The organism is Janthinobacterium sp. YR213, assembly GCF_900099875.1.
GTDB classification, from domain to species: domain Bacteria; phylum Pseudomonadota; class Gammaproteobacteria; order Burkholderiales; family Burkholderiaceae_D; genus Janthinobacterium; species Janthinobacterium lividum.
In genome coordinates, this window is the sequence record NZ_FNDA01000001.1 from 1,711,658 (window position 1) to 1,735,036 (window position 23,379).

21 protein-coding genes are annotated in these 23,379 nt (G+C 62.1%); 1 reads left to right on the forward strand and 20 read right to left on the reverse strand.

Features of this window, described 5'->3' with window-relative positions:
- Positions 1–2: 2 nt before the first annotated feature.
- From hflX to ndk, 11 genes are all read right to left on the reverse strand, one after another.
- Positions 3–1,226, reverse strand: a complete 1,224-nt coding sequence (gene hflX, locus BLT98_RS07620; RefSeq protein WP_034752026.1) for a GTPase HflX — start codon at positions 1,224–1,226, stop codon at positions 3–5.
- A 114-nt stretch (positions 1,227–1,340) separates the two neighbouring features.
- Positions 1,341–1,577 (reverse strand): RNA chaperone Hfq, encoded by a 237-nt coding sequence (gene hfq, locus BLT98_RS07625; protein ID WP_008450615.1) that lies wholly within the window; start codon positions 1,575–1,577, stop codon positions 1,341–1,343.
- Positions 1,578–1,818: 241 nt separating this feature from the next.
- Positions 1,819–3,165, reverse strand: coding sequence for a ribosome biogenesis GTPase Der (gene der, locus BLT98_RS07630; protein ID WP_034752028.1), 1,347 nt, complete (start codon positions 3,163–3,165; stop codon positions 1,819–1,821).
- A 4-nt stretch (positions 3,166–3,169) separates the two neighbouring features.
- Positions 3,170–4,315 (reverse strand): outer membrane protein assembly factor BamB, encoded by a 1,146-nt coding sequence (bamB, locus tag BLT98_RS07635; protein WP_070254062.1) that lies wholly within the window; start codon positions 4,313–4,315, stop codon positions 3,170–3,172.
- 85 nt (positions 4,316–4,400) lie between these two features.
- Positions 4,401–5,069 carry a YfgM family protein gene (locus BLT98_RS07640; protein WP_034752031.1) on the reverse strand — a complete coding sequence of 223 codons (669 nt, stop codon included), beginning with the start codon at positions 5,067–5,069 and terminating at the stop codon, positions 4,401–4,403.
- 53 nt (positions 5,070–5,122) lie between these two features.
- The gene (gene hisS / locus BLT98_RS07645; protein ID WP_034789042.1) at positions 5,123–6,484 is read right to left on the reverse strand and encodes a histidine--tRNA ligase; all 1,362 of its coding nucleotides are present in this window, start codon (positions 6,482–6,484) and stop codon (positions 5,123–5,125) included.
- Positions 6,485–6,567: 83 nt separating this feature from the next.
- Positions 6,568–7,842, reverse strand: a complete 1,275-nt coding sequence (ispG, locus tag BLT98_RS07650; RefSeq protein WP_034789045.1) for a flavodoxin-dependent (E)-4-hydroxy-3-methylbut-2-enyl-diphosphate synthase — start codon at positions 7,840–7,842, stop codon at positions 6,568–6,570.
- Between the two features lie 38 nt (positions 7,843–7,880).
- Positions 7,881–8,789, reverse strand: a complete 909-nt coding sequence (locus BLT98_RS07655) for a helix-turn-helix domain-containing protein (protein ID WP_347568017.1) — start codon at positions 8,787–8,789, stop codon at positions 7,881–7,883.
- A gap of 82 nt (positions 8,790–8,871) precedes the next feature.
- The gene (gene pilW / locus BLT98_RS07660; RefSeq protein WP_244517418.1) at positions 8,872–9,648 is read right to left on the reverse strand and encodes a type IV pilus biogenesis/stability protein PilW; all 777 of its coding nucleotides are present in this window, start codon (positions 9,646–9,648) and stop codon (positions 8,872–8,874) included.
- Positions 9,649–9,659: 11 nt separating this feature from the next.
- Entirely contained in the window at positions 9,660–10,835 is a 1,176-nt protein-coding gene (rlmN, locus tag BLT98_RS07665) for a dual-specificity RNA methyltransferase RlmN (protein ID WP_034752035.1), read from the reverse strand.
- A gap of 126 nt (positions 10,836–10,961) precedes the next feature.
- A complete protein-coding gene (gene ndk, locus BLT98_RS07670; RefSeq protein WP_034752036.1) occupies positions 10,962–11,378 on the reverse strand; it encodes a nucleoside-diphosphate kinase in 417 nt (138 codons plus the stop codon).
- A gap of 221 nt (positions 11,379–11,599) precedes the next feature.
- Between ndk and BLT98_RS07675 the strand changes: the two genes are divergently transcribed.
- Complete coding sequence (locus BLT98_RS07675; RefSeq protein WP_034752039.1) at positions 11,600–12,286, forward strand: Bax inhibitor-1/YccA family protein; 687 nt, start codon at positions 11,600–11,602, stop codon at positions 12,284–12,286.
- A 65-nt stretch (positions 12,287–12,351) separates the two neighbouring features.
- On the opposite strand, the gene BLT98_RS07680 is transcribed toward BLT98_RS07675, so the two are convergent.
- From BLT98_RS07680 to surE, 9 genes are all read right to left on the reverse strand, one after another.
- Positions 12,352–13,197: a LysR family transcriptional regulator gene (locus BLT98_RS07680; protein WP_092606279.1), complete on the reverse strand. Its 846-nt coding sequence runs from the start codon at positions 13,195–13,197 to the stop codon at positions 12,352–12,354.
- A gap of 28 nt (positions 13,198–13,225) precedes the next feature.
- The gene (gene cfa / locus BLT98_RS07685; RefSeq protein WP_092606281.1) at positions 13,226–14,371 is read right to left on the reverse strand and encodes a cyclopropane fatty acyl phospholipid synthase; all 1,146 of its coding nucleotides are present in this window, start codon (positions 14,369–14,371) and stop codon (positions 13,226–13,228) included.
- Between the two features lie 286 nt (positions 14,372–14,657).
- Entirely contained in the window at positions 14,658–15,704 is a 1,047-nt protein-coding gene (locus tag BLT98_RS07690; RefSeq protein ID WP_092606283.1) for a cupin-like domain-containing protein, read from the reverse strand.
- 78 nt (positions 15,705–15,782) lie between these two features.
- On the reverse strand, positions 15,783–17,732 hold the full coding sequence (locus BLT98_RS07695) for a glycosyl hydrolase family 18 protein (RefSeq protein WP_280141167.1): 1,950 nt from the start codon (positions 17,730–17,732) through the stop codon (positions 15,783–15,785).
- A 482-nt stretch (positions 17,733–18,214) separates the two neighbouring features.
- Positions 18,215–19,555 (reverse strand): 23S rRNA (uracil(1939)-C(5))-methyltransferase RlmD, encoded by a 1,341-nt coding sequence (rlmD, locus tag BLT98_RS07700; protein ID WP_034789062.1) that lies wholly within the window; start codon positions 19,553–19,555, stop codon positions 18,215–18,217.
- A gap of 131 nt (positions 19,556–19,686) precedes the next feature.
- The gene (gene rpoS / locus BLT98_RS07705) at positions 19,687–20,718 is read right to left on the reverse strand and encodes an RNA polymerase sigma factor RpoS (RefSeq protein WP_092606285.1); all 1,032 of its coding nucleotides are present in this window, start codon (positions 20,716–20,718) and stop codon (positions 19,687–19,689) included.
- An 8-nt stretch (positions 20,719–20,726) separates the two neighbouring features.
- Complete coding sequence (locus tag BLT98_RS07710) at positions 20,727–21,644, reverse strand: peptidoglycan DD-metalloendopeptidase family protein (RefSeq protein WP_034789067.1); 918 nt, start codon at positions 21,642–21,644, stop codon at positions 20,727–20,729.
- 42 nt (positions 21,645–21,686) lie between these two features.
- Entirely contained in the window at positions 21,687–22,577 is an 891-nt protein-coding gene (locus tag BLT98_RS07715) for a protein-L-isoaspartate(D-aspartate) O-methyltransferase (RefSeq protein WP_092606288.1), read from the reverse strand.
- A 9-nt stretch (positions 22,578–22,586) separates the two neighbouring features.
- A complete protein-coding gene (gene surE / locus BLT98_RS07720) occupies positions 22,587–23,324 on the reverse strand; it encodes a 5'/3'-nucleotidase SurE (protein WP_034789072.1) in 738 nt (245 codons plus the stop codon).
- Between the last annotated feature and the right edge of the window lie 55 nt (positions 23,325–23,379).

Sequence of the window (23,379 nt, forward strand, 5' to 3'; positions counted from 1 at the left end):
AACTATCGTGTTCCGACTTGGGAGTGGGTGGAAATCCTATCGTCCTCGCCAGGCTCTTCGTCCTGGTCCGGGGCGGCGCCATCGTGCTGGTCGTACTGACCGTCAAACTGATCTTCCTGCGGTGCTTCATCGTTCTGGTACAGGTGGGCCGAACCGGGCGCCTTCCTGGCCATCTCGACTATCGCATCGCGCAGCAGGTCGAGCCCGCTGCCCTTCTGCGCACTGACGAACACGCGACTGATCGTAGCATATTCGTCGCGCTCCACCGAAGGCTCCAGCCCGGCCGCATCGATCTTGTTCCACACGAGGATTTGCGGAATATGATCGGCGCCGATCTCTTTCAAGACCAGGTTGACCTGCTCGATCTGTTCCATGCGCACCGGCGACGCGGCGTCGACGACATGCAGCAGCAAATCGGCATGGATGGTTTCTTCAAGCGTGGCGCGGAATGCCGCCACCAGCTGGTGCGGCAGTTCGCGCACGAAGCCGACCGTGTCGGAGATCACCACGTTACCCACTTCCTGGCCCAGGTAAACCCGGCGCGAGGTGGTGTCGAGGGTGGCGAACAACTGGTCGGCGACATACACGCCAGCCTTGGTCACGGCATTGAACAGGGTCGACTTGCCGGCATTGGTATAGCCGACCAGGGACACCGAGAATGTGTGATTGCGGCCGCGCGCGCGGCGCTGCGTTTCGCGCTGCTTGTGCAGCTTTTCCAGACGGGCGCGCAAGGCCTTGACGCGGTCGCCGATCAGCCGGCGGTCGGTCTCGAGCTGCGTCTCGCCGGGACCGCGCAAGCCAATACCGCCCTTCTGCCGCTCAAGGTGGGTCCAGCCGCGGATCAGGCGCGTGGCCAGATGCTGCAGCTGGGCCAGCTCGACTTGCAGCTTGCCCTCGTGGCTCTTGGCGCGCTGCGCGAAGATGTCGAGGATCAGGCTGGTACGGTCGAGCACGCGCACATTCAGGCGCTTTTCCAGATTGCGCTGCTGGGCAGGTGAGAGGGCGTGATTGAAAATGACGATTTCCAGGCCATCGTTGACGACGACGTCGCCAATTTCATCGGCCTTGCCGCTGCCGACGAAATACGCGGAATCGGGACTGGATCGCTTGGCCGTGATGGTGGAAATCGGGTCCGCGCCAGCCGAACGCGACAACAGCATGAGTTCCTCCATGCTGGCGGCGAAGTCGCTGTGACCGAAGTCAACCCCGACTAGTGCCGCGCGCATGATGGCATCTGATGAGTTGCGGCGGACGCCGACGCCGATGCAAACGCATCAGCGCCGCTGGCGCGGACGGGGGCGATAGAGGGTGAAAGGCGCTGGGCCGTCAAGCTCAACGCTTTACTCCGCTTCAGATTCAATATTGAGATTGACGGCACGAGCCGGCACCACTGTCGAGATGGCATGCTTGTACACCATCTGTGTCACCGTATTGCGCAGCAATACGACATATTGATCGAACGATTCGATATGGCCCTGCAATTTAATGCCATTGACCAGGTAAATCGAGACAGGAACATGCTCTTTGCGTAATGCATTGAGGAATGGGTCTTGTAACAGTTGCCCTTTGTTGCTCATAACAGCTCCGTTGTTTATGTTGTTGTGTAAGAATTGGAGGCGACTCGCTTGATTTCAAGTGCTCTCACACCTTTCAAAGAAAGAAAGATGCGTCATAGCTACTGTAACCTGTTTTCGCGATCGCTGTCGCGCATGGCGCATTAACACTTTATTATTCTCGTGCAAAAGCCATTGAATTGGCTGTCGGCGCCGCATTATCTCTGCGGCGCCTTAATATGCACTTAATTCAGCATTTAAATCATTACTTGCTTGGCGTGCGTGCAAACGGGTTTTTACCCGTGCGCAGTTCGATGCGCAGCGGCGTGCCGACCAACGCAAACGTATCGCGGAAATGTTTTTCCAGATAGCGTTTGTAAGGATCGCCAACGGCGTCGAGCGCATTGCCGTGAATAACGATCACAGGCGGGTTCATGCCGCCCTGGTGAGCGTAGCGCAACTTCGGACGAATCGACCCCTTGCGGCGCGGCTCCTGCTTCTCCACGGCCTCGATCAGGGCACGCGTCAGCTTCGGTGTCGACAGGTCGCACATGGCGGCCGCATACGCGGCGTTGAGCGACTTCATCAGCGGACCGATATTGGTGCCCTTCAGCGCCGAAATGAAATGCATCTGCGCGAACGACAGGAAATCGAGCTTGCGGTCGATATCGATCTTGATTTCATCGCGCTCGTGCGATTGCAAGCCATCCCATTTATTCACGGCCACCACCAGCGCGCGGCCCGATTCCAGGATAAAGCCGGCGATATGCGCGTCCTGTTCCGAGATATCCTGCTGCGCGTCGAGCATCAGCACGACCACGTTGGCTTCGGAAATCGACTGCAGCGTTTTCACCACCGAGAATTTCTCGATCGCTTCAAACACCTTGCCGCGGCGGCGGATACCGGCCGTGTCGATCAAGGTGTATTGCTGGCCATCGCGCTCGAACGGGATTTCGATCGAATCGCGCGTCGTGCCCGGCATGTCGAAGGCGATCACGCGCTCTTCGCCCAGCAGCGTGTTGATCAAGGTCGACTTGCCCACGTTCGGACGGCCGACGAGGGCGATCTTGATGCCGCGGTCGGTCTTTTCCAGCTCTTCAGGCTCATCCGGACGCTGCGCGAACGCCAGGTCCAGCATCACTTCGACGAGGTCGTTGACGCCGTCGCCGTGCGCCGACGAGATCGCATACGGATCGCCCATGCCCAATTCATAGAATTCGGACACGACGGCCGTGTAGCGCATGCCTTCGCTTTTGTTAACCACCAGCAAGACCGGGCGGCCGCTCTTGCGCAGGAAGTCAACGATGGTCTTGTCATGCGGGGTCAGGCCCTGACGGCCGTCCACGATGAACACCACCACGTCGGCCTCGGCCACGGCCTGCTTGGTCTGCAGTGCCATCTGGTGCATGATGCCTTCCTTGGCGACGGGTTCGAAACCACCCGTATCGATGACCAGGAAGGGACGTTCGCCGACACGGCCTTCGCCATAGTGACGATCGCGCGTCAACCCAGGCAAATCCGCCACCAGCGCATCGCGCGAGCGGGTCAGACGATTGAATAAAGTCGATTTCCCAACATTGGGTCGACCTACTAGTGCAATTACCGGCTTCATTGTATTACTCGACCGCGAGAGCGGTCACTGTCCCTGATTGGGTTTGAAAAATCAAATTCGAACCGGCAACAACGGGAGCCGAAACAATCGGGCTACCGTCGGTGCTGACACGACCTATTAATGCGCCATCTTCCCGTGACAGGAAGTGGATGTAACCTTGATAGTCACCGACGGCAACGCTGCGGCCGTAGGAGGCCGGCGTCGACAGGCGGCGGCGCGCCAGCGCCTCATTCTTCCAGGCGCTCTGGCCGCCTTCGCGGCTGAACGCCACGACGGCGCCCTGGGCGTCGGCAACAAACACGAAACGCTGGTCGACGGCCACGCCCACATCGGACGAGATCGGCTTGGTCCAGCGCGGCACGCCCGTGGCGGCATCGAAGCAGCCCGCCTTGCCCTGGTACGTGACGGCGCACACTTCGCCTTCGAATACCACCGGCGCGCCGGCGATATCGGAAACGCGTTCCAGTTCGGTGGCGCCGCGCGGTTCACTGACGACGATCTCCCAGCGTACCACACCGGTGGCCGCCGTCAGAGCCAGCAGCTTGCCGCCTGGCTGGGCCACGTAGATGTTCGCGCCGCCCAGCACCATGCCCGGCGCATTGCGCAAGGTCAAGGCCGGCGTGGCGCGCTGCACCGTCCACTTGCGTTCGCCCGTCTTGGCGTCGAAACCGACGATACGGTTGTCCACGCTGCGCACCACCACCACGCCCTGCCCTACGACGGGCGCCGTCAAGACTTCGCTGGACGCCTGCGCCTTCCACAGCTGCTTGCCGTCGGCATCGAACGCCAGCACGGCGCCCTTGGCGGCGCCCACGGCCACCAGCGTGCCATCGCTGCCGGCGCTGGACGTGATGTCGCTGCCGGCCTTGACGCGCCACGTCTCACGGCCGCTGGCCGCGTCCAGGCGTGCCAGCGCGCCATCGGCGCTGACCACGTACAGGCTGTTGCCGGCCAGCGCAGGCGTGAAGGCGTACACGCCGGCCTTGCCGATCGAATACTTCCAGGCGTCGCGCACGGCGATGCTCGATTTTAACTCGACCAGCTTGGCCGGTTCGACTTTCGGATCTTTCGAGGCGAACGGGTTCCAGGACGAGCAACCGGCCATCAGGGCCAACAGACTTGCAGCTACCAGCTTTTCAGTGACACGCATAAGTGTTATCCAACCTTTTTCTTGTACTTGTAAGGGCGAGGCAGGCGGTGCAAAGCGCCACGCGGCCACGCCATCAGTGTTCCTGTCAGGCGGCAGCCTTGTCAGCCTTGGCCTTGTCTTCCGGTACCGTACCGCCAATCGCTTCCAGCTTGACCTGGATCAATTGACGGCCTGGATTGTTCTTGTCCGTCGCGGCCAGAGCGGCCAGGTAAGCCGTGCGCGCATCGGCCAGCTTGTTTTGCGCCACCAGGATGTCGCCCTTGCGGTCGGCCACGGCGCCGGCAAATTGCGCCACGGAAGCCGTCGCCAGCACTTTCAGCGCTTCATCGTAGGCTTTTTCATCCAGCAGGACGCCGGCCAGGCGCAGCTTGGCGATGGCCTTGTACTCTTCCGTGCCGTGCTCGGCAACCCATTGCAGCTGGGTCTTGGCCGTTTTCAGGTCATTCGCGTCAAACGCCACCTTGGCCGCGGCCAGGGCGCTCATCTGCGCATACGCCGTGCCGCTGAAACGCGATTGCATGTCGCCAGCCGCGCGCATCACCTTGGCGGTGTCCTTGGCGGCGATGGCGTTTTGCAGTTCGTCGTACAGCTGGCCCGCTTGCGCAGCCTGCGTGCGCTGGTAGTACTGCCAGCCAGCCCAGCCGCTGTAGCCTGCCAGCGCCACGATCAGGACCCAGGAGGTCAGATTGCCATTGCGCTGCCACCAGGCCTTGAGGGTTGCCAGTTGTTCTTGTTCTTCGTGATCGTATGCCATGGGTCGTCAGTTTTAATGAGTAGTTGATCGAGGGTAGTACGGTCTTGCTGAAATCAATGGTGGTGATGCACGTGGCCGCCAGGGCCGTGGTCATGGCCGCAATCGTGGTCGCCGATGATCTGGTCCACCACGTAGTCGACGACATCGTCGAACGGCACCGTGTTCTGCTGCGCGCCGGCATCGGCTTCGCGCATGGCTTTCACCGTAGCGACATTATTGGCGATTTCATCGTCGCCCATGATCACGGCAAACGCCGCGCCGCTGGCGTCGGCCTTTTTCATTTGCGTCTTGAAGCTGCCGCCGCCGTTGCTCGCTGCGCAATGTAGCACAACGTCCAGGCCCGCATCGCGAATCCGCTCGGCCAGCACGAAAGCTTGCAAGCCTGCCTGCTCGCCCTGGTGCACCAGGTAGACGTCGCACTGGGCCGGCTGCTCGGGCTCGGCCGCGTCTTTCATCAGCAATACCAGGCGTTCGACGCCCATGCCGAAACCGACGGCGGGCGTCGATTTGCCGCCGAACATTTCCACCATGCCGTCATAGCGCCCCCCGGCGCAGACCGTGCCTTGCGCGCCCAGCTTGTCGCTGACCCACTCGAACACCGTGCGGTTGTAGTAATCGAGGCCGCGCACCAGGCGTGGATTGATGGTGAACGGGATATTGTTGTGGTTCAATATCTTCTGCACGCCGTGGAAGTGAGCCAGCGATTCTTCGCCCAGGTAGTCCAGCAGCTTCGGCGCGCCATTGACCAGGTCCTGCATCGCAGGGTTCTTGGTGTCGAGGATGCGCAGCGGATTGCTGTGCAGGCGGCGCTTGGCCTCTTCGTCGAGCAGCTCGCTGTGGCTTTCCAGGTAGGCGATCAGGTCGGCGCGGTGGCGCAGGCGCTCGGCCGCGTCGCCGATCGAGTTCAGTTCCAGACGGATGCCTTCCAGGCCCAGGTCATCCCACAGGCGGCGCGACAGCATGATGATCTCGGCGTCGATATCCGGGCCCGTGAAGCCGATGGCTTCCACGCCGAACTGGTGGAACTGGCGGTAGCGGCCCTTTTGCGGACGCTCGTGGCGGAACATCTGGCCCTTGTACCACAGGCGTTTCGGGCCTTCGTAGACGAGGTTGTGCTCGACCACGGCGCGCACCACGCCGGCCGTGCCTTCAGGACGCAGGGTCAGGTTGTCGCCGTTCATCGAATCTGTGAACGAATACATTTCCTTTTCCACGATATCGGTCACGGCGCCGATGGCGCGCGCGAACAATTTCGTTTCTTCCACGATCGGCGTGCGGATTTGCTGGAAGCCATAGCTTTGCAGCACGGATTGCGCCGTGTTTTCAAACAATTCCCACAGCGGGGCATCGGCTGGCAGGACATCGTTCATGCCCTTCACGCCTGTAATTTTTTCTGCTTTTTTATTTTCGGACATAGTGTTCTTCTTTGCTTTAACTTGATTGTCGGATGACGCGCTTCGCGCCTCGGCGGCCCCGCTAATCCGACCTACCCGACCGATTACGCGGCAACCGGCGCGGTCTTGCCATAATGGCTTTTAACATAATTCAAGACGATGTCCTGGAATTCCTCGACGATGCGTTCGCCGCGCAGGGTGACGACTTTTTCGCCGTCGACAAACACGGGCGCGGCAGGCGACTCGCCCGTGCCGGGCAGGCTGATGCCGATGTTCGCATGCTTCGATTCGCCGGGGCCGTTGACGATGCAGCCCATGACGGCCACGTTCATCGCTTCCACGCCCGGATACGATTTCTTCCATTCCGGCATCTGCTCGCGCAGATACGTCTGGATGTTGTCAGCCAGCTCCTGGAAGGTGGTCGACGTCGTGCGGCCGCAGCCTGGGCAAGCGATGACCATGGGTGCGAACTTGCGCAAGCCCATGGTTTGCAGGATTTCCTGGCCGACGATGACTTCGCGCGTGCGGTCGCCGCCCGGTTCGGGCGTGAGCGAAATGCGGATGGTGTCGCCGATGCCTTCCTGCAGCAGCACGGCCAGGGCCGCGGTGGATGCCACGATGCCCTTGCTGCCCATGCCCGCTTCCGTCAAGCCCAGGTGCAGCGGATAGTCGCAGCGCTGCGCCAGTTCGCGGTACACGGCGATCAGGTCCTGCACGCCCGAAACCTTGCACGACAGGATGATCTTGTCGCGCGCCAGACCCAGTTCTTCGGCGCGCACGGCGTTTTCAATCGCCGACGTCACCAGCGCTTCATACATGACGGCTTGCGCCGGCCACGGTTCGGCGCGGCCCGCGTTTTCATCCATGATGCGCGCCAGCAAGGCCTGGTCCAGGCTGCCCCAGTTCACGCCGATGCGCACCGGCTTGTCGTAGCGGCAAGCCGCCTCGATCATTTGCGCGAATTGCGTATCGCGCTTGGCGCCCTTGCCCACGTTGCCCGGGTTGATGCGGTACTTCGACAGCGCGCGCGCGCAATCGGGGTAATCGTTGAGCAGGGTATGGCCGTTATAGTGAAAATCGCCCACCAGCGGCACGTCGATGTCCATCTTGTCGAGCTGCTCGCGGATGTAGGGCACGGCCGCGGCCGCTTCCGGACGGTCCACCGTCAGGCGCACCAACTCCGAACCGGCACGCGCCAGTTCCTTGATCTGGATCGCCGTGCCGATGGCGTCGGCCGTATCCGTGTTCGTCATCGACTGCACCACCACGGGGGCGTCGCCGCCCACCCAGATCTGGCGCTGGCCGTGCGCGATCAGCACCTTGCGGCTGTCGCGACGGCCGGATGGACCGGAGCCGATCGCTGTTTTCGAGGTAGCCATAATATTATCTTCTGAGTTTGCTTGAACGGTTACTGCAATTATTTGATGCTGACACGGGAAATCGTGCCGCCGGCAACGGTCGGCAGATCCAGCTTGGCGCCGCGCAAAGTTGCCTGCACGACACCCGGCTTGCCTACCACCAGGGTGGCCGGTCCCGTGATATCGAACGTTTCCGTGCTGCCCGCCTTGACCATGCGCGAAATCAGCGGCGTGCTGCCGGGGCGGCGGATTTCCACCCAGGAATCCTGCTCGACCTTCAGCACCAGCGCATTCGCGCCCACGGCAGCCGCAGCCGCGGGCGGCGTGACGGCAGGCGTCGCCGCTGGAGCGGGCGCGGGCACGGCGGCTGGCGGCACTACGGCAGCGGCCGGCGCCGAAGCGACGGCGGCCGGTGCGCCCGTCTGCGTATCGTTGCCTGGCGGCGGCGGCACGGAAATCAGGGGCACGGACGGCGACTGCACGGGCGTCAAGTCCTGGCCCGGCTTGATCAGGGTCGTTTCCACGGGGCCCACTTCCGCATGCGCCGTTTCTTTCCCGGCCTGCGAGGACAGCAGGCCGGCCGGCACATAACCGAGTTTATACGCGCCAAAGGCGGCCGCCACGACGACAGCCACGGCGCCGGCGATCCAGAGGGGAGTCTGGTTCGACGAGCGCTGCGTCATCGACGGGAAGCGCGATTCGGAAAACGTGGCGGAAATTTCACGCCGCACGGGCGCGGCCGGGTCCTGCTGCGTCGGCGCCGGATGGACTTCGATCATGGCCACCAGCGGCGCCGCGTCGAGACGCACCACCTTGGCGTAGGCGCGCACGAAACCGCGCACCACGGCCAGATTCGGCAAAGCCGCCATGTCGCCCTCTTCCAGCGCGATCACCTGGCGCGGCGCCAGCTTGAGCTGGTCGGCCACCTGCTCCACCGGCCAGCCCAGCGCTTCGCGCTGCGCTTTCAACTGTGCGCCTGCCAACGCAAGATTGCCCTGGGGCTGCTGCTGAGGCGTTTCTGCCCACTCTGAATTCATTGGTATCCCTGTCTCACTCATCAAACGCCCCATTTTGATAAGCAGCATATTCGGGGGAGCCGGAATGGTGGTTGCGCAACAGCGCCCCCAGGCCAGCTTCCGCACCCGCATCCCCGAGCTTATGCTGCACCTTGATCCCGAGCCACAGCACATCGGCCGTCTGGCCCTCCATTGTCGCTACTTTACCGAGCCGCTCAAGGTAATGAGCCGCTTGCCGGTAGTCTTGCTGTTGGTAATACACGCGCACCAGGCCGGCATAGGTAATTGCCGCGCCAGGTGCGATGCGCTCCGCCTTGAGCCAGTAGCCGGCGGCGCGCGAGTAATCTTTCATGACCAGGCTGCACGCCGCCGCATTATGCAGCGCCAGTTCAGGCGTGCCATAGGCGACATCTTGCAATGCGGCATCAAAATACGCCAACGACTGCGCCGCGCGCCCGGTCTGGCACAGAAACAGGCCATAATTATTGCTCAACTCGGGATTGTGGGGCGCAAGGCGCAATGCGTAAAGAAAATCTTTTTCAGCAGCCACGGGTTGGCGCATAGCAGCAAAAATCAGGGCGCGCATGCCGCGCACCTGGGCGTTGCCCGGTACCAGCTGCACCGCCTGCTCCGCTTCCGCCAACGCCACCACAAACTGGTCTTGCATATAATAGGCGCTGGCCAACTGCAAGCGCAAGGCGGCGCGCTGCTCGACAGATGCAGCCTGCTCCTTGTCTGCGGTGGAAGCACAGCCGGCCAGCAGCACGCCCAGGCTGACAACAGCCACGGCAAGTACGCCAGGATAAGCCATGCTTCCCCGCATCAGGAGCGGATCTCCACGATCTTGCCGAAATTGGCGCCAAATTTCTGTTGATACTCAGTCATCTTTTCCATGCGCTCCTGCACCCGGGTGCGGTCCTTGACTTCGCCGGCCAGCTGGCCGCAAGCCGCATCGATATCGTCGCCGCGCGTCTTGCGCACGGTGGTGATGATGCCGCCATCCATGAGCACCTGGGCAAACGCCTTGATGCGCGGATTTTTCGAGCGGAACAGGCCCGACTCGGGGAAAGGATTGAACGGGATCAGGTTGAACTTGCAGTTCACGCCGAACTCGCGGTCTTGCACCAGCGCCAGCAATTCGCGCGCATGCTCGTCGCTGTCGTTGACGCCGTCCAGCATGCAGTATTCGAAGGTGATGAAGTCGCGCGGGGCAAATTCCAGGTAGCGCTTGCAGGCCGCCATCAATTCCTTCAGCGGGTATTTCTTGTTCAGTGGAATCAGCCCGTCGCGCAAGGCGTCGTTCGAGGCGTGCAGCGAGACGGCCAGGGCCACCGGCACTTCCTGCGACAGCTTGTCCATCATCGGCACCACGCCCGACGTCGACAGGGTCACGCGGCGGCGCGACAGGCCGTAGGCGTTGTCGTCAAGCATCAATTTCAGGGCAGTGACGGTCGGCTCAAAGTTCAGCAGGGGCTCGCCCATGCCCATCATCACCACGTTGGTGATCTGGCGCTCGCCTTTCGGGCCCGGTTCGATGCCCTTGGTGCGGCGCAATTCGAACTCCGCCATCCACAGCTGGCCGATGATTTCGCCCACGGACAGGTTGCGGTTGAAGCCTTGCTTGCCCGTCGAGCAGAAACGGCAGTTCACGGCGCAGCCGGCCTGGGTCGAGATGCACAGGGTGCCGCGGTTTTCTTCCGGAATGAACACGGTTTCCACGGCATTGCCATTGCCCACGTCGACCAGCCACTTGCGCGTGCCATCCGTCGACGTGTGGTCGCTGATGATGGCCGGGGCGCGCACTTCGGCGCGCGTGGCCAGCTTGTCGCGCAGCGACTTGGCCAGGTCCGTCATGGCGTCGAAATCGGAAGCGCCGAACTGGTGTATCCAACGTTGCAATTGTTTCGCACGAAACGGTTTCTCTCCCAACTCGGCGCAGTAGGCGATGAGTTGCGCGGGATCGAGGTCCAGCAAGTTGGTGAGGGTCGTCGTATTCATGATCTTGTCTATTCTAAAAATCCGTCCCCGCGCGCATCCAGAGCGAAAACTCCACAGCGCAGCGGGAACAGGGGGGTGATAAGTTATTTCACAGATAACGCCAGGAAATAACGTTATCTAAGGCAATTAAGCCTTCAGTTCTGGGAAGAAGTAAGCGATTTCCACTTTAGCAGCTTCGACAGCGTCGGAACCGTGTACGGCGTTAGCGTCGATCGAATCGGCGAAATCGGCGCGGATCGTGCCTTTTTCTGCTTTCTTCGGATCGGTCGCGCCCATCAGGTCACGGTGGGCCAGAACGGCGTTTTCGCCTTCCAGGGCTTGGATCATGACTGGACCGGAAACCATGAAGTCGACCAGATCCTTGAAGAAGCCGCGTTCTTTGTGCGCTGCGTAGAAGCCTTCAGCTTGTTCGCGTGACAGTTGGGTCATGCGTGCTGCAACGATTTTCAGGCCAGCGTTTTCAAAACGGGAGTAGATTTGACCGATTACGTTTTTTGCAACTGCGTCTGGTTTGATGATCGACAGGGTGCGTTCGATTGCCATGTGTGAAAACTCCAATAAAAAGTAAGGTTTAAAACGGTAAATTGATAACTCAATCAACCTTTGATTTTACCATACTCCACCCCATATCACCCAGACAGGCAGGGGGCATCTTGCCACCCTGCCCCCGTTTAATGAAATCTTAAGCTGCTTTTTTGGCAAATTCCGGCCCTCATGCTATCCTTGGGTAAAGCAGTAATTTGAATTGACAACACGGAGGCACTATGAATCAGAACATGCAACGCACCTTTGACCTGTCGGGGGGCATGCAGCAAGTCCGCCATCAGGTCTTGCGCAACACTTACTGGCTGCTGGCGCTGTCCATGATCCCGACCGTGCTGGGCGCCTTCATCGGCGTGCAGATGCATTTGCCGATGCTGACCGGCGGCATGGGTTTCATCATCTTCATGGCCGTCGCTTTCGGCTTCATGTACGCGATTGAGAAGACCAAGAACTCGGGCCTCGGCGTCGCCGTCCTGCTCGGCTTTACCTTCTTCATGGGCCTGATGCTCACGCCTATCCTGACGCGCACGCTCGGCTACTCGAATGGCGGCATGCTGATCATGACGGCATTCGGCGGCACGGCCACCATCCTGGCCGTGATGGCCACGATCGCCACGGTTTCGAAGCGCGACTTCTCGGCCATGGGCAAATGGCTGTTCGCCGGCGTGATCGTGCTGATCCTGGCATCGGTAGCGAACATTTTCCTGGGCCTGTCGGCACTGTCGATCGTGATCTCCATGGTCGCCATCGCCATCTTCTCGGCCTACATCCTGTATGACGTGCAGCAAATCATCAACGGCGGCGAGACCAACTACATCTCGGCCACCCTGCGCATCTACCTGGACGTGTACAACATCTTCACCAGCCTGTTGTCGTTGTTAGGATTTGCAGGCGGCAGCCGCGACTAAGCATTGCGCTTATACGCATGAAAATAAAAGCCGACCCTCGGGTCGGCTTTTTTACGTCTGCAGCTTCACTTCACCTTTTCCGCCACCTCCAGCAGGCAGGCGCGGGCGCGGTCCAGCGTCGGGTTGTCGCGCTGAGCCGCATACACGGCGTAGGCGGAATGCGAGAATTCGGGCGCGTCGCGCACGCGGTGCAGCAAACCCGCATCGAGATAGGGTTGCGCGCTGCCGATACGGAAGTAACTGGCGCCGCCCACGTCCAGCAGATACACGAGGGCCAGCGGCCCCAGCGAGATCGAAACGGGCGGGCTGCTCAGCTCCGGGTAGGCCGCCTGGTGATTGGCCGCGAAGCTGGGGCCCCAGTCCACATACACATACGTGTCGGCATGCATCTGCCCATCAGCGCGCGTGGTCACCATCACCAGCTTTTCCTCGGCCAGCAATTCGCTGGCCAGGCCCGGGCGCTGCGGCGGGTTGTACAGCACGGCCAGGTCCAGCGAGCCGTCATGCACGGCGTCGAGCAGGCGCGCGGGGCTGTCGACTTCCGCGCGCAAGGCGATCTGGGGACAGTCGCGGCTCATGCGTATCAGCCAGTCGCCGAGCAGCGGCTGCCACAGGCTCAGCTCGCAGCCGATGCTGACGGCGTCGTCGCGCCCCGGCGGCAAGGCCACCTGGTGGCGCGCCCGCTCCCACACCTGCACCATGGTGGCCGCATGGCGCATGAAGCGCTCGCCGGCCGACGTCAGGCGCGCGCCCGCCTTGTTGCGCACGAAGAGCTGGCGCCCCAGTTGCTGCTCCAGCGAGCGGATGCGGGCGCTGACGGCCGTCTGCGTCACGTGCATGCGTTCAGCCGCCATGATGAAACTGCCGCAGGACGCCACTTCCAGGAAGGTACGCGCTTGATTGATATCCATCAATCCATCATATCAGTTGCCGCACATCTCAACTGACACGCTCGTAGCCGCCCAGCACGCCCTGCTTGGCCAGCACCCATTGCCACAGCTGCAGGTCGCGCGCGCGGAAGGCGCCGGCGCAGGACAGCAGATAGTAGGACCACATGCGGTGGAAGCGCTCGCCCAGCTGGGCGGCAAAGCGCGGCCACGCCTGCTCGAAATTCGCATGCCAGGCCATCAGGGTCCTGTCGTAGTCGGCGCCGAAGTTATGCAAGTCCTCGGCCACGAACAGATCATCGATGGCGTCGCCGATCTGGCCGAGCGACGGCAAGTCGCCATTCGGGAAGATGTATTTGTCGATCCACGGATCGCACGTGGAATGGCGCTTGTTCTTGCCGATCGTGTGCAGCAGGAACAGGCCGTCGTCTTCCAGGCAGCGGTGCGCCACTTCCATGAAGGTGCGGTGGTTCTTGTGCCCCACGTGCTCGAACATGCCGATGCTGACGATGCGGTCGAATTTTTCATCAGTGTCGCGGTAGTCCTGCAGGCGGAAGTCCAGGTGCTCGCCACCCGGCATGCCGCGCGCATACGCCGCCTGCTCCTTCGAGATCGTCACGCCCACGCACCGCACCTGGTATTTCTCCGCCGCATAGCGCATGAAGCTGCCCCAGCCGCAGCCGATATCGAGCACGCACATGCCCGGTTCCAGGCGCAGCTTGCGGCAGATCAGATCGAGCTTGGCTTCCTGCGCCTCGGCCAGGTTGCCGGCATTCTTCCAGTAGCCGCAGGTATACGTCATGCGCGGATCGAGCATGGCCGCATAGAAGGCATTGCCCAGGTCGTAGTGCTCCTTGCCCACCATCCAGGCGCGGCGCTCCGTCTGCAGGTTGAACAGGCGCGCAGTCAGCGCATGGAAGGCCAGGCGCATGGGGCGCACGTCGTCGGCCACCCTGGCGCGCAGCAAATGGCAAAAGAATTCGTCAAGCTGGTTCGCGTCCCAGTCGCCATCCATGTACGCTTCGCCGAGGCCCAGGTTACCGCTGGCGAAGGCGCGCTCCGGTACGCCCGGCTTGCGCAGCTGCATGTCCCAGGCGGCGCGACCATTCAAATGGATGTCGGCCTTCGCCAGCAGCTCGGCCGCTTCGCGCGTCAGCCGCGTGTCCACGGTGATTTTCGGTGTTTGCTGCAACTGCATTGCTGCTTGTGTCGTGTGCTGCGTGTTCATGCCCTGCCGCCTCCAGATGGTTGTCGGTGCTGGCGCGCCGGCAAGTCCACTCCGCGGCCCGGCGCCGCGCCAGCCATAAAATTATCCGCCCGCCATCGCCATCTGGATAATGAAACATCATGGCCATTCATATCAAAATATTTGCTGTGAAATGATTTGAATCAATTTTTTCATCGAAATATTTTTTGCACGAAACGCTCTGAAGCATGAAAAAAGCCGCCTGTTCGGCGGCTGTTCGCGGCAGCTTAGCCCACGATCAAAAGTCGTGATTCGGCGGATACTTGCTGTAAAAATCGTTATCCCATTTGAAATTGGTAAACGCCACCGTCATCGATATGTCGAGCGCTTCGACGAAATGCCAGCAGCCGACGGGCAGGAACAGGATATCGCCCGGCGCCAGCACGCATTCGCGCACCTGCACGTCCGCCATCAGCGGATAGCGCTGCAGGTCGATATCGCGCCCGTCGACGGGCGTAAAACAGTGGCGCTGGTTGTACACCCGCGCCACCTCGCAGGCGGCCATGATGCGCAGCCGCTTGCGCCCTTGCACCTGCGCCATGAAGTTGTTCGTCAGGTCGTGGTGGAATGGCGTCACCGTGCCGGCCGGGCCAAACCATAAAAACCCCGTGGGGCCGCCACTCTGCTCCAGGTATTCGGGCAGCTGGCCGATATCGTCCCACAGCTCGCGCAGCGCCTGCCGGTTCTGCGAATTGTTATTCGCCGTCATGTAGAAATCGTTGGTCGCGCCGCTGCCCTCGACCAGGCTGGCGTACTCGCCAAACGCCATCTTGCGCTTGTGGGCCACGCTGTTCATTTCGTACTGCGCATCCGCCTCGCGGCCGAACTGCACTTCCACTTCGCGCTGCGCGTAATGCTCGCGGAAATAGGCCGGGCTCCACTTGGCCATGGCGGGCCAGTCGTCCATCATGCCCGTGATGATCACGGGCTGGTTGGTGGAATAGAACTCCGTCAGGAACTCGTGCGCCGTCAGTTTCTCGCGGCGGGGAATCTCGGGTGGACGCAACTGGTTCAGCTTGCGCTGGATGTCGATCACCCAGTCGCGCTTGGCCAGCCGGTTCGACAGGCGCACGGCGCCGGCCAGGTAGGGACTCTGCAGCGCCAGCTCCACTTCGCGGCGCGCCAGGGGCTCCGTAATGCCTGCCTTTTGCAGCACCGGCATCAACGCCGACGGGTGGCTGCCCAGCATGAGGTTTTCCGCGATCCAGCTGCGCCATTCGCGGCTCAGCTCCTGTTCCGGCTGCTGTTCTTTCTGCTTGACTCCGAATGTCGATACCGCCGCCATCGCCCGTCTCCTGTTTTTTATGTGAACAAGCGGCCGGGCAGCGTATGCCGCCCGGCCGCCTCCTGCTCTAGCGCAGTATTACCGCACCTTCCACACCTCGGTTGCCAGCACGCCATTCGCGTCGCCATCGAGTTCCCACGAGAACGCGCCGCGCAAACCCTGGTCCTTCACATATTTCACCTTGGTGCCGATGACGGTCGGGTCATCATAGCTCCACCACTGGCCGCCCGCCCCCGTGTACAGGTACAGCTGCTTGGTCACGGGATGGTAGTAGCGCGTGCCAGCCTTGGCCACGAGGATTTTATAGTCCTCGATACCCGACTCGTACGTGCCCGGCGCCGTGCCCGTGGCAGCCTGGTACAGGCCATCGCCATTCGGCCCCGGCGCCACGCCCGTCCAGCCGCGGCCATAGAACGGTATGCCCAGCAGCAGCTTGTCTCGCGGCACGCCGGCGGCAATCATGTACTGCACCGCCTTGTCACCCACGTATTCACGCGCCATGCCCGTCGACGGATCGGCAGGGTCGGCAAACAGCTGGGCGTTGAAGTTGGTGCTGTTTTCCCAGCCGCCGTGGAAGTCGTAGGTCATCAGGTTGATCCAATCCATGTACTGCGAGTACAGGGCCGGCTCCGTGTTGTCGATCTTGTCCTTGCCGGCACCGACAGCGGCCGTCAACAGGTAGCGCTTGCCGTTGGCTGCACCGAGCGCATCGAGCTGGCTGCGGAATTCCGCCATCAGCAAGGTGAAGTTGCGCTTGTCGTTGGGGCTGACCGTGTTGTACGGCTGGCCGCCGCCGACCGGATATTCCCAGTCGATGTCGATGCCGTCAAAGATGTTGGCCGCCGCGCCCACGCCACCGCGACCGCCCTGCACCGGCAGGTTGCCCTTGATGTAGATATCGATGCAGGAACGCACCATCTGCTTGCGCAGCGCATCGGTGGCCGAACCGACGGAGAAGTTCTTCGACCAGCTCCAGCCGCCCAGCGAGATGAACAATTTCAGGTTCGGGTGCGCCGCCTTGAGTTTTCTCAGCTGCAGGAAGTTGCCCGACAACGGTGCATCCCAAGGAATCGCCTGGCCATCAACGGTGCGCTTCGGCGTGCGGATGTAGTCGGCCTCGGCATCGCCGCCCGTGCCCGCATCCGGCGAATTCGGATTCGTCGCCCCCGGCTCCGTCTTGGTGATCATGGCGCATTCATAGCCGCCGTTTTTCGGATAGATGTTGCCGAAGGCATAGTTGATGAAGGTCAGCTTGTCGGCCACGCCGCTCGTGTGCACGTTCGCCACTTCATAGTCGCGGCCATACACGCCCCACTGCGCAAAATAGGAGCCGACTTCGCGGCCCGTTGGCGTTGGCGTTGGTGTCGGAGTAGGTGTTGGAGTCGGCGTCGGCGTCGGTGTTGGAGTAGGCGTCGGCGTCGGCGTCGGCGTCGGCGTCGGCGTCGGGGTTGGAGTAGGTGTCGGCGTGGTACTGCAGATCTCCAGGCTGGTCCACGGCTTGCCCGTGCCGGCGGCGCCGCTGCTGGTCGACGGATTGTCGCCCTGCGTCCAGTAGTTGGCGCGGTAATTCGTGCCCGCATAGCTAACGGTGGCGCCCGCGCTGTAAGCCGTGCCGGCCACCCACGCCAGCGCGCAGGTGCCGCCGGTAGGCGTTGGCGTCGGAGTGGGCGTCGGGTTCGGCGTAGGCGCCGGGGTCGGGGTTGGCGTGGGAGTTGGAGTCGGCGTTGGGGTGGGAGTCGGCGTCGGCGTGGTGCCGCCGTCGCAGGTGCCGCCGGCGCTCCACAGGCTCGGCGTGGAAACAGGATTCCAACCCGAGCCCACGTGATCCGTCTGCGTCACCAGGGCCGTGTAATTGGCGCCCAGGTAGGTGACCACCGTGCCCGCGTTATACGTGCCGCCCTCTTGCCACGGCACGCAAGCGACCACCGTACTGGCCGCCAGCAATTGCGACCCAGCCGGAGCGCCGGCGTCACCGCCGCCACCGCCGCATGCCGCCAGCACGCCACCGCTGGCCAGACATACCATCATGTTCCTGATCGTTTTTTTGAGTATTAAATTTTCCACGTTGTCTCCTGTTCAGGTTTGCGGAAATACTACTTTGCTTCAATGAAGAGCTACCCTGTGATTTTGTTTTTTGCAGTTGCAAGAACAGCATGCTGCTGAAAAAATAGGCGGTCAAGTGGTTTTGAAGTGGCCTCAAAGTGGGCAATACCACTTTGCGCAAGAAGCGCAGCGGCGGAGGCAAATGGCGTGTTGTCCTACTGGACAATGAAAAAACGGCAGAGGAAGGATGTAAAAAGACGCTGGATCGGGAAAATACAGACCAGTTTTATAACACGCTGTAAGTGGTATGGGTGTGGAGGCAGGAGAAAAAGCGGAACCTGTGCCAGCGGCCGGGATACCCTCGGCGCGCCTGAAAAACGTTCAGAGCAAGGCGCCTTGCCGAAGACAGTACGAATAGTACGGCTAGGCAAGGCAACGCAGCTATGGACGTTTTATCAGGTGTGCCATCAGAGCAGATCAAAGACCGCCATGGACTCCACGTGGGAAGTGTGCGGGAACATGTTCACCACGCCCGCCTTGCTCAGCACATAGCCTGCTTCCAGCGCCAGGATGCCGGCGTCGCGCGCCAGGGTCGACGGGCTGCACGAGACGTAGACGATGCGTTTCGGCAGCAGATCCGGACGCACTTGCGACAGGCCGACCAGCGCCTGGCACAGGGCCATGGCGCCATCGCGCGGCGGGTCGACGAGGATGCGGTCGAACTTGCCCAGCGCGATCAGGTCGTCCGTCGTCACTTCGAACAGGTTGCGCGTCGAGAACGAGGTTTTTTCCGCCAGGCCATTGGCCAGCGCGTTTTCCAGCGCCCGCTCCGTCAGGGTGGTGCTGCCTTCGATACCGACCACTTCGCTGCCCTGCGTGGCCAGCGGCAAGGTGAAATTGCCCAGGCCGCAGAACAGGTCGGCCACGCGGTCTGTCGGCTGCACTTCCAGCAAACGCAGGGCTTTCGACACCAGCACGCGGTTGATGTGGTGGTTCACCTGCGTAAAATCGACGGGCTTGAACGGCATCTTGACGCCGAATTCCGGCAGCAGGTAATGCAATTGCTTGTCCAGCGGATAGAACGGCACGGCCGTTTCCGGCCCCTTGACTTGCAGCCACCATTGCACGCCATACTCGTCGGCAAAGGCCTTCAGTTTCGTTTCATCGTCCGCCGTCAAGGGCGCCATGATCCGCAAGACCATGGCGGTCACGTCTTCGCCCACGGCCAGTTCGATCTGCGGCATCTGGTCGAAGATCGACAGCGAAGCAATCAATCCGCGCAGCGGCAGCAGCATGGCCGAGATGTGTGGCGGCAAGATCTCGCAGCTATCCATGTCGGCAACGAAAGCCGATTTCTTTTCATGGAAGCCCACCAGCACGGCGTCCTTCTTCTTGACGTGGCGCACGGACAGGCGCGCGCGGTAGCGGTAGCCCCAGGTCGGGCCATACATGGGGCGCATGATGCTTTGCGGACGCACCTTGCCGATATGCCACAGATTATCTTCCAGCACGCGCTGCTTGATCGCCACCTGCGCCGACGGCTCCAGATGCTGCATCGAGCAACCGCCGCAATTGTCGAAATGCTTGCACTTGGGCGTCACGCGCATAGACGATTCGCGGTGCAGCGCCGTCATCCGGGCCATTTCCCAGTTCTTCTTTTTCTTGAACGTCACAAAGCTGACGCGCTCGCCCGGCAATGCGCCTTCGACAAACACGACCTTGCCCGGCGAGCCGTCTTCGTTCTCAATATGGCCAACGCCACGGGCGTCCATGTCGAGCGATTTGATTTCGATGATATTTTCTTGCATAGCGATCAATAGGTAAGAGTGGGCCAGGACGCAGGGCCGCGCTGGAACTTGAAAGAATGGGGAAAGGTCAGGCGCCGCGAGCGGGGCGTATGATAGCAGATGCGGCCCCGGAAATACCGGGACCGGACGCCTTAGAGCAGGGAGTCGCGCACGACGCCGCGTGCGGCCATAGCCCGTTTGAGCTTGATCAAGGCCTCTTGCTGGATCTGGCGCACGCGCTCGCGCGTCACGCCCATTTCCTCGGCCAGGGTTTCCAGGGTGGCCGGATCGTCGTTGTCGAGGCCGAAACGGCGCATGATGACCACGCGCTGCTTGTCGGGCAGCTTGGTCAGCCAGTCGCGCACCAGCACCGTCATTTCATGGTGCTCCGCGCGCGCGTCAGGACCGTCTTCGCTGGCGCCGGGCAACATGTCCATCAGCGACGATTGCGGGTCGTTGTCGAGCGGCGCGTCGAGCGAAGTGGCGTGCTCGGAAAGGGCCAGGATATCCTGCACCTCTTCCACGGGTCGGCCCACCAGGTGGGCGATGTCTTCCGCCGTGGCATCCTTGCCATCGTGGTGCTGGGCTTCCAGGTGGTACTTGCCGCGCAGAATTTGATTCAGTTCGCGCACCATGTGCACGGGCAGGCGCACCGTGCGCGCCTGGTTCATGATGGCGCGCTCGATGCTCTGGCGTATCCACCAGGTGGCGTAGGTGGAAAAACGGAAACCGCGCTCGGGCTCGAACTTGTCGATGGCCCGCATCAGGCCGATGTTGCCCTCCTCGATCATGTCGAGCAACACCACGCCGCGGTTGATGTAATGCTTGGCGATCGACACGACCAGGCGCAGGTTGTGCTCGATCATGGTTTGCCGGGCTTCGAAATTGCCCTGCTTGGCGAGGGTAGCGTAATGCACTTCTTGCGCCGCCGTCAGCAGGGGCCGCGTGCCGATCTGGTTCAGATAGTGCTGCGTGGTATCGGTCGACAGCTCGGCCGCCAGCACTTTTTTCAGTTCATCGACACTTTCGACCAGCACGCTGACGCTGGCCACCTCGCCGCCCTCGCCCGCGTCGACGGCGTCAATGCCGTCGAGTTCGCCGGCATCGTCCGTCACGACTTCGTCTGCCCCGTCTTCCGGGGGGTCCGGGTCATCGTCCAGCTGATCGTGCGGCGCGTGTGTCATTGCTTTACCTAACGGTTAGGCAGGAATTTCGAAGGGTCGACAGGCTTGCCCTGCTGGCGGATTTCAAAGTGCAGCTTCACGCGGTCGGCATCGGAATCACCCATTTCGGCGATGGCCTGGCCTTTGTTGACGTTCTGCCCTTCCTTCACCAGGATGCTGCGGTTATGCGCATACGCCGACAATAAACTATTACTGTGCTTCACGATGACAAGATTACCATAACCACGGATTCCGCTCCCGGCATACATGACTTTTCCCGCGCCGGCGGCCACCACCTGCTGGCCCGCCTTGCCGGCGATATCCACGCCCTTGTTCTTGCCTTCGTCGAAAGTGCCGATGACCTTGCCTTCGGAAGGCCACATCCAGCTGATTTTCTCGTCGCCGGGCGCCGATGCCGCAGGGGCTGCCGCGGCGGCGGCCGGTGCGGTGGCGACGGCTGCCGCCGGGGCCGGCGCAGGCTTGACGTCGCTGCTGCCGCCATCGGCGCGCAATTCGGCCAGGGTGGCGTCGGAATACGCGCGCTTCTCGCCGCGCGGACCGGTTTTCTTCGGCACGACAGGCGCGGCCGGCTTGACTTCCGTCACCGGCGGCATGACGATGGCCGACGTTTGCGCGCCGCCCGTGTCGCCATTTGGCGGCAACACGCGCAGCACCTGGTCGACCTTGATGTCGTTCGGGTTGCTCAAGTCATTCCAGGCCACCAGGTCGCGGTAATTCTGCCCGTGCTCGAGGGCGATACGCAACAGGGTGTCGCCACGCTTGACCGTGTAGTAAGCCGGGTCGCGGTCGCGCGGATCGCTGGCTGCGGCGCTGCTGCTCGATGGCTGGCGCTCCACGACGGGCGCCTGGACGCCCGTGGTGCCGCAACCGCTCAACAGCGCGGCCAAGGTGATGCTACATAGAAGTATGTTACTTTTCTTAATCATTCGCATGTAATTGTATGTCCTGCTTGCTAGCTGATCCGGGGATCATATGGTGCCCGGGCGCAAAGGTACGAAATGGCAATCTTCCAGGGTTTGGCTAGTCCATTCCATTTTCCCCACCCGGGTAATGAGTTGTAAGTGTTGCAATTTAGCCCCCACCGGCGCAACCAGACGCCCGCCGGGCGCCAGCTGTTCCAGCAGGGCTTGCGGGACTTCCAGGCCGGCTGCGGCAAGGATGATCCCGTCAAAGGGTGCCGCCTGCGGCAGGCCAAGCATACCATCTCCGTACTGCAAGCGCAGATTTGACACGCGCAGCGGACGCAGATTGGCCTTCGCCAGCTCGTGCAGGGGCCGGATGCGCTCGATCGAATACACCTCTTTCGCCACCAGCGACAGCACTGCCGCCTGGTAGCCGCAGCCCGTGCCGATTTCCAGCACGCGCTGCAGGCTGCAGCCCTGGCGCATCACTTCGATCATGCGCGCCACGATGTACGGCTGCGAAATGGTCTGGTGGTGGCCGATGGGCAAGGAGGCGTCGATATACGCCTGCGACGCCAGCGCCTCGTCCATGAACATATGGCGCGGCACGGCTTGCAGGGCGTCGAGCACCACCTGGTCCTTGACGCCCTGCTTCGCCACGCGGGCTACCATGGCCCGGCGCACGGCCTCCGAGACGAGCGGGTTTTGTCGCGGCGGCGATACCACCGCAGGCTGCGCCCGCTCATTGGCGATGGCCTGGGCGCGCGACGGCGCGATGGCCGCGTGCGTGCCGTACGGCTGCGCCACGCCCCGCGCCGCGTTTTGCGCCGCATTCTGCGTGGCCGTCTGCGGCGTGGCGATCCTGGACTGGGCCAGCGACTGTCCCCCGCCCTGCCTGGCGGGCTTGCCGGCCAGCGAATCGAGGGACAGGGGGAAGGTACGCGGCTTATCGGTCATAGTGAGCGGTCATGCCAGGCCTTTTGCCAGTGCATCGAGTTGAGTGGTATGGGTCAGGTCGATCTGCAGCGGCGTGATCGATACTTGTCCATGCTCAACGGCATGGAAGTCCGTGCCCGGACCGCCTTCCTTGGCCGCGCCGGCAGGACCGATCCAGAAGATTTCACGGCCACGGGGGTCGAGCGCGCGGATCACGGGCTCGGCCGAATGGCGCTTGCCCAGGCGCGTGGCCACCACGCCTTGCATTTGCTCGTAAGGGATGGCCGGGATGTTCACGTTCAGCAGATACGGTTTCTGCAGGGCGTCAAACTGGCGCTCGACGATTTCCCTGGCCACGCGGGCGGCCGCGTCCAGGTTGGCCCAGCCGAACTGCGACTGGGAAAAGGCGATGGCGGGAATGCCGAACAGATAGCCTTCCGTGGCGGCCGCCACGGTACCCGAATACAGGGTGTCGTCGCCCATGTTGGGGCCGTTGTTGATGCCGGAGACCACCAGGTCGGGGCGCTCGATGAGCATGCCCGTCAGCGCCACGTGCACGCAATCGGTGGGCGTGCCGTTGACGAAGTAAAAGCCGTTGGCGGCCTTGTGCACGGACAGGGGCCGGTCCAGGGACAGCGAATTGGATGCGCCCGAACGGTTGCTGTCGGGCGCCACCACGACGATGTCGGCAATGGGTGCGAGCGCGTCGGCCAGGGCCGCCAGGCCTGGCGCCAGGTAACCGTCGTCGTTACTGATAAGAATTCTCATAACGGGATTTTACCCGAAGCGATGCCAACACTGCGCATGCCGCACGCCGATAGAC

Excerpts from the sequence above, each read along its gene's own strand:
- der (WP_034752028.1), bottom strand. The coding sequence starts at position 3,165 with ATGAAGCCGGTAATTGCACTAGTAGGTCGACCCAATGTTGGGAAATCG.
- hfq (WP_008450615.1), bottom strand. The coding sequence starts at position 1,577 with ATGAGCAACAAAGGGCAACTGTTACAAGACCCATTCCTCAATGCATTA.
- BLT98_RS07640 (WP_034752031.1), bottom strand. The coding sequence starts at position 5,069 with ATGGCATACGATCACGAAGAACAAGAACAACTGGCAACCCTCAAGGCC.
- BLT98_RS07675 (WP_034752039.1), top strand. The coding sequence starts at position 11,600 with ATGAATCAGAACATGCAACGCACCTTTGACCTGTCGGGGGGCATGCAG.
- rlmD (WP_034789062.1), bottom strand. The coding sequence starts at position 19,555 with ATGCAAGAAAATATCATCGAAATCAAATCGCTCGACATGGACGCCCGT.
- BLT98_RS07715 (WP_092606288.1), bottom strand. The coding sequence starts at position 22,577 with ATGACCGATAAGCCGCGTACCTTCCCCCTGTCCCTCGATTCGCTGGCC.
- BLT98_RS07710 (WP_034789067.1), bottom strand. The coding sequence starts at position 21,644 with ATGATTAAGAAAAGTAACATACTTCTATGTAGCATCACCTTGGCCGCG.
- pilW (WP_244517418.1), bottom strand. The coding sequence starts at position 9,648 with ATGGCTTATCCTGGCGTACTTGCCGTGGCTGTTGTCAGCCTGGGCGTG.
- ispG (WP_034789045.1), bottom strand. The coding sequence starts at position 7,842 with ATGGCTACCTCGAAAACAGCGATCGGCTCCGGTCCATCCGGCCGTCGC.
- cfa (WP_092606281.1), bottom strand. The coding sequence starts at position 14,371 with ATGCAGTTGCAGCAAACACCGAAAATCACCGTGGACACGCGGCTGACG.
- BLT98_RS07690 (WP_092606283.1), bottom strand. The coding sequence starts at position 15,704 with ATGGCGGCGGTATCGACATTCGGAGTCAAGCAGAAAGAACAGCAGCCG.
- rlmN (WP_034752035.1), bottom strand. The coding sequence starts at position 10,835 with ATGAATACGACGACCCTCACCAACTTGCTGGACCTCGATCCCGCGCAA.
- hflX (WP_034752026.1), bottom strand. The coding sequence starts at position 1,226 with ATGCGCGCGGCACTAGTCGGGGTTGACTTCGGTCACAGCGACTTCGCC.
- hisS (WP_034789042.1), bottom strand. The coding sequence starts at position 6,484 with ATGTCCGAAAATAAAAAAGCAGAAAAAATTACAGGCGTGAAGGGCATG.
- BLT98_RS07680 (WP_092606279.1), bottom strand. The coding sequence starts at position 13,197 with ATGGATATCAATCAAGCGCGTACCTTCCTGGAAGTGGCGTCCTGCGGC.
- rpoS (WP_092606285.1), bottom strand. The coding sequence starts at position 20,718 with ATGACACACGCGCCGCACGATCAGCTGGACGATGACCCGGACCCCCCG.
- ndk (WP_034752036.1), bottom strand. The coding sequence starts at position 11,378 with ATGGCAATCGAACGCACCCTGTCGATCATCAAACCAGACGCAGTTGCA.
- BLT98_RS07695 (WP_280141167.1), bottom strand. The coding sequence starts at position 17,732 with ATGATGGTATGTCTGGCCAGCGGTGGCGTGCTGGCGGCATGCGGCGGT.
- bamB (WP_070254062.1), bottom strand. The coding sequence starts at position 4,315 with ATGCGTGTCACTGAAAAGCTGGTAGCTGCAAGTCTGTTGGCCCTGATG.
- surE (WP_034789072.1), bottom strand. The coding sequence starts at position 23,324 with ATGAGAATTCTTATCAGTAACGACGACGGTTACCTGGCGCCAGGCCTG.